This window comes from Moorena sp. SIO3B2 (assembly GCF_010692525.1).
Taxonomy (GTDB): domain Bacteria; phylum Cyanobacteriota; class Cyanobacteriia; order Cyanobacteriales; family Coleofasciculaceae; genus Moorena; species Moorena producens.
This window is the reverse complement of the sequence record NZ_JAAHHE010000016.1, coordinates 51,466-56,344: the sequence shown is the minus strand read 5'-3', so window position 1 is coordinate 56,344 and position 4,879 is coordinate 51,466. Positions and strand designations below refer to the sequence as shown.

Genomic DNA, 4,879 nt, shown 5'->3' with positions numbered 1-4,879 from the left:
CTGGTATTCCTGGTGGATAGGGACAGATTAATTCCGCACTGATCCGGTTTATGGTTTCCGTTACCGGTAGGGTTTGGGTGGGAGCAAAGAAGGCTTCACGGGGGGAGAGTAACGGTTGGAGATTGCAGGTTGCAGGTTGTAGGTTACATAAGGCAGGTTGCTCGGTGGAGGAATTGTCATGATTTTGGGCAAGTTTGGTGAAAGCTTGTACAAGTTGCTGAATATCGGTTTGGGTATTGCCTAGGCTAATGATAAAGGTTAAGTGTTGAAGTGTTGGTAACTCCGCTGTGACACCGAGCTGTTGATGAAGAATTTCATCGGCTTCAAATCCGCTTAATCCTAATTCGGTCACTCTTACGGTTAAGCGAGTTGGGTCTAGGGATTGGAATGTTAGGGGTTTTATTGGTTCTAAAACTGATAATCGAGGAATTTTGCTGATTTTACTCCTGGCATCCTGGGCTAGCTGCAAGGTACGACTCATGAGTCGTTCTCCATGGAGTGCCATTTGTTGTCGTGCGGCATCTAGGGAAGCAAGTAGTAAGTAACTGGGGCTGGTGGATTGAACTAGCTGTAATGCTTTACTCAACCGCTGAGGATCGATGCGATTACCCTGAATGTGCAACATCGATGCCTGAGTCATGGCACCGAGTACTTTATGAGTTGATTGTACGGTTAAATCGGCTCCGGCTGATAGGGCATCCAGGGGTAAATCGGGATGGAAGGCAAAGTGAGGTCCATGGGCTTCATCCACCAGTAGGGGAATATTATGTTGGTGAACTATTTTAGCGATCGCTTTTATGTCACCACAGATTCCTTGATAGGTTGGATAGACCATCATCACCGCTTTGGTGTCCGGATGCTCAGTCAGGGCTTGGTTAACTGCAGTTGGGGTGATGCTATAAACTACGTCAGTTGATGGGTCGTACTCGGGGTTAATAAAGATCGGGATAGCACCACACAAGACTAATCCTGCGATCGCGGATTGGTGGATATTGCGCGGTAATAGGATTTTCTCCCCGGTATAGCAGGTGGCTACTATAGCAGCCATCACCCCACAGGTGGAACCGTTGACCAAGAACCAAGTTTTGTTAGCACCAAAGGCTGCTGCTGCTAGGTCTTGGGCTTCTTGGATTACCCCTTCTGGAGCAAAAAGATTATCTAACTCCGGTAATTCTGGCAAATCAGCCCGAAATACTGATTTTCCCAGCAAATCAGCTAATGGCTCAGGTATTCCGTTGCCTTGTTTGTGTCCTGGTGCATAAAAGGCAGCATGGGGCTTGTGGGCTGATGCCCGCAGAGCGTCCAATAAAGGTGTCTTTTCCTGAGAAGGTGGTCGATTGTTCACAAATTTTTCCCAATGGCTCTAGCTTATCGAAAATCGCGCCAATTTTAAACCCCTTTGTGAGGCAACCAGGGATTAAAAACCAGTGGACTAGGGGAATCGTGAAAAGCCATCTCCTTCATCAGACTATAAAGGAATTGGTCAGTTAATGATCTCAACTATTACTGACTCACTAGCTTTTTAAATTCCGTTTATTGCTAGTAACGAAAAATCAACTAAAGCGTCCATACACTGCTAGATACTGGCTTGGATCAATTGGTTACTGATCGATAACCAGGATATCGATAATTTTTAATTTATATCATGTCCGGAAGTCCGGATAACTGATAGCTTAGACGTTTCAGATCACTTTAAAATCAGAGATAGTCTCTATCCACACCCTTGCGCCACAATGTAAGGGATTATCAGGACGATACATTACTCTACATGGTCCATTGACTTCCACGGTATGACCATAAGTGTTTTTAGACCCTCGTTTTACGGTAATCACAGGGTTGCGCTCTCCGGTCTTGAGATTTTGGCGAATCACTTTCTGGTTAACGTGAATCACCGCAGGAGTGTAATTTGTACGCTTTGACCAGTTCCGCTTTGGTCCGCGAGTGCCGGGAGTGACCACTGGCATGCCATCAAACAAAGGAATCACCCAAGTTCTACCCACTTTATAGGCTCCTTTGACTCTGCCTTTGCCCAGAAGGTAACGGACGCGACTGGCGGAAACACCTAGTAAATTGGCGGCTTGTGCGGTGGAAATCATCATGAAGGCTTAACCATTGCGTTTACGATATTTTTTATAATAGCATAATTTTATTGATAATGCAAGGGTTAATAAAAACTATTGCACTGTAGCAATGTAAAATACTATGAGTGCTGTAAATAAATAGGGTAAGTGCTGTAAATAGGGTAAGTGTGGGGAGGTGGGAAGAAAGTGCTAGGTATGAATGGAACTTGAGTACAGAAAAACTATTGTACTGTAGCAATAGATTGAGTTAGTGGTTGTTCAAGGCTTGATACTGATGACTGATATAGGAAAAATGCTTACCCTCGCACTATCTTGTTGGTAAATCGAACTTGGAGACATAAGAACTATTGCACTGTCACCATCAATTCGGTCAGTGGATGATCTTACCTTGATACTGATTACTGCTATTCCAAAAATGAGATTGATGACCCTATCAAGTTGGTAAATCCAACTTTGGGAAATAATAACTATTGCACTGTCGCAATCGACTGATTCCGTAGGTGATCAAACCTTGGTCTGTTCGACTCAAGTGAAAAAAAAATACTAATTAAAGTAGGGTGGGCAAAGCCATCTCATCATTAATACTCATTGGAACCAAACTGTTTTTGCCCACTAATTAAAGTAGGGTGGGCAAAGCCATCTAATTATTAATACTCATTGGAACCAAACTGTTTTTGCCCACCCGACAAGTAAGACAAATACCAATTAAAGTAGGGTGGGCAAAGTAATCTCATCATTAATACTCATTGGAACCAAACTATTTTTGCCCACCCGACAAGTAAGACAAATACCAATTAAAGTAGGGTGGGCAAAGTAATCTAATCATTAATACTCATTTGAACCAAAGTATTTTTGCCCACCCTACAATCTTGCTCCTTACTCTTCCCCCGATTCTAAATTCTAAATTCTACTTGGTGGTGCGTTACGGTGCGGGCTATCCCAATACTGGCGCTCGGTGTTGAACATCAGGGCGAGCCCGCCCCTAACGCACCCTACGCAATAAATTCTAAATTCTAAATTCTAAATTCTAAATTCCCTGTTCAAGACTATTGGGATTGACTAACTAACGACCAAATTCTGATCGTACCATCCTCCCCACCACTAACTAGAGTGTTTCCATCTGGACTAATGGCAACTGACCAAACCCAGCCATCATGTCCAGATAGAGTGCGCAGCAATTGTCTACTCTCTACATCCCACACCTTGATAGTTTTATCACTGCCAGCACTAGCGATAGTTTTGCCATCGGAACTAATGGCAATGGTAAGAATTGGTGCGGAGTGACTTTCGAGGATAGCTAATTCTTCGCCACTGTTGATATCCCACAACTTGACGGTTTTATCAACACTAGCAACTAGGATGTTGCTATCTTCACTAATGGCAATATCATAAATCTGGGTTGTTTTGAGATGGTTTGCCGCAATTCTAGGGAAGACAAATCCCAAATCTTGATAGAACGATCTGACCCGCCACTGGCACTAACCAAATGTTTTCCATCGGGACTAATGGCAACAGCAGTAACCCAGTCGGAATGCTCGGTAATGGTGCCTAAACTTTTGCCAGTGAGGACATCCCACACCATCACAGTCTTGTCAGGAGAGCCACTTACTAGGATTTTGCCATCGGGACTAATTGCTATTGATCTGACTATACCCGTATGTCCTTTCAAGGTACGAGGTGGTGCTCCAGTTTCTAGGTTCCAGATATTTATTTGTCTTTCTGTTGCAGCAGCGAGACGTTTACCATCTGCACTGATTACCACAGAACTTGGCGTTCTCGTAAACCCTTTGACCGTCCTCTGTAGCCTACCATCCCTTAGATTCCAGAACTTGATGGTTTTGTCTTTACTGCTACTAATTAGGGTTTGGCTATCTGGACTAATAGCGAGAGAATTGACATCTGAGCGATGACCTGAAATAAGTTGAGTCAGCTGAGCCTCTTGCCAAGACTGGGCTAGCAATGGTTGTTGAGCATTTGAGCGTCCTATGGTTACCGGATAGACTATCCCTGTAGCCATAGTTAAGATAACTGTAGTGCTAGATATATATGACTTACGAAGTTTAGTTGGTTTTGCCCCCCTAACCCCCCAGCGAGCAATCCCTCGCTGGGGGGGACTACTCTCAAAGTCCCCCAAGTTTGGGGGATTTAGGGGGCAATGGGTAAGTCCTGATATAGCCAACAGCGCTATTAATATTTTTCTAAACATCTGTTGGATTGTGATCACCCCTTCACCCTGCTAACGCTAATCCATCACCACGGGGTTCAGATGCCGCTACCAAAACCCCTGACTGACGCAAGATTACTTGACCTTTACCAAAGTTTATGCTATCTGCCATAACCTGAATATCATGACCCATCTCAGCTAGCTCCAGAGCAATATGACGGGGTACACTCTGTTCCAACAGGACTTGTGACCCATCCACAAATCTCCATCTGGGGGCATCTAGAGCAGCTTGAGGATTCATCCCGTAATCTGCCAGATTAACCACTACCTGTAAATGTCCCTGAGGCTGCATGGGACCTCCCATAACTCCAAAGGGTCCTAGAGGTTGACCATTTTGAGTCAGAAAACCGGGAATAATGGTATGATATGACCGCTTACCTGGTGCGACTTGATTAGGATGACCGGATTCTGGGGTAAACCCTAAGGCTCGGTTTTGCAAGGCAATCCCAGTGCCAGGAATAACAATCCCACTCCCAAAGCCTTGAAAGTTTGATTGGATAAAGGATACCATTAATTCCCCATCTGCTGCTGCTAGATAAACTGTGCCACCTTTGGGTAAACCGGGTTTTGCTAA

The 4,879-nt window shown here is 44.5% G+C and carries 5 protein-coding genes; all 5 read right to left on the bottom strand.

Going from position 1 to position 4,879, the window contains the following annotated elements:
- The coding region (locus F6K38_RS05705; RefSeq protein WP_287356265.1) for an aminotransferase class I/II-fold pyridoxal phosphate-dependent enzyme at positions 1-1,345 on the bottom strand (1,345 nt) is incomplete at its 3' end.
- Between the two features lie 337 nt (positions 1,346-1,682).
- Positions 1,683-2,099: a helix-turn-helix domain-containing protein gene (locus tag F6K38_RS05700; RefSeq protein ID WP_008184895.1), complete on the bottom strand. Its 417-nt coding sequence runs from the start codon at positions 2,097-2,099 to the stop codon at positions 1,683-1,685.
- A gap of 1,028 nt (positions 2,100-3,127) precedes the next feature.
- Entirely contained in the window at positions 3,128-3,526 is a 399-nt protein-coding gene (locus F6K38_RS05695; protein WP_071986889.1) for a WD40 repeat domain-containing protein, read from the bottom strand.
- Complete coding sequence (locus F6K38_RS05690; protein WP_287356263.1) at positions 3,436-4,305, bottom strand: WD40 repeat domain-containing protein; 870 nt, start codon at positions 4,303-4,305, stop codon at positions 3,436-3,438. The genes F6K38_RS05695 and F6K38_RS05690 overlap by 91 nt, the downstream gene beginning before the upstream one ends.
- Before the next feature lie 4 nt (positions 4,306-4,309).
- The coding region (locus F6K38_RS05685) for a gamma-glutamyltransferase (RefSeq protein ID WP_287356261.1) at positions 4,310-4,879 on the bottom strand (570 nt) is incomplete at its 5' end.

Bases quoted from the DNA above. Each gene is read 5' to 3' on its own strand.
- F6K38_RS05700 (WP_008184895.1), bottom strand. From the start codon at position 2,099: ATGATGATTTCCACCGCACAAGCCGCCAATTTACTAGGTGTTTCCGCC.